The sequence below is a fragment of the Novosphingobium sp. 18050 genome (genome assembly GCF_902706195.1).
Classification (GTDB): Bacteria; Pseudomonadota; Alphaproteobacteria; order Sphingomonadales; family Sphingomonadaceae; genus Novosphingobium.
The window spans coordinates 1-381 of sequence record NZ_CACSJO010000127.1 but is presented as its reverse complement, the minus strand read 5'-3'; the positions used below and the strand labels follow the sequence as shown (position 1 = coordinate 381).

Genomic DNA, 381 nt, shown 5'->3' with positions numbered 1-381 from the left:
GAGTAAAGGCGGTTTCGTCAAAATTCGCGAGAGCCGTTACACCCTGTTCGAGGTTTTCGGGACAGGCCCACAACCACCCTATGCGTCTGCTTCACTGCCGTACAGCGACGAGGAGTGGGAAGCGGCAGCGCAGATCCAGCAAAAGCGGCTCGTGGCAAATGCGCAAGGCGACAGGGATCGCTGCCAGGATCACCGCGGCAGCGAGCGGGCAGCGCCAGCGGGCTGACTGTTTAATGAACGAAGACTGCTTGCACGATCGACCAGTGATGACGAGCATAGAAGGAGCGACGACCATGGCGGGCACGCGGCGAGAGATCCTGGACGCCTCCGATCCCATGGTCGGTGCTCTGCGCACCAAGAGTCGTCAGCGTCGACTAAACC

1 protein-coding gene is annotated in these 381 nt (G+C 60.9%); it reads left to right on the top strand.

Annotated features, from left to right (window positions below; genetic code table 11):
• Window positions 1-226, top strand: a 226-nt coding sequence (locus GVL61_RS24690) for a hypothetical protein (protein WP_159983898.1), incomplete at its 5' end; no start/stop codon positions are given.
• Between the last annotated feature and the right edge of the window lie 155 nt (window positions 227-381).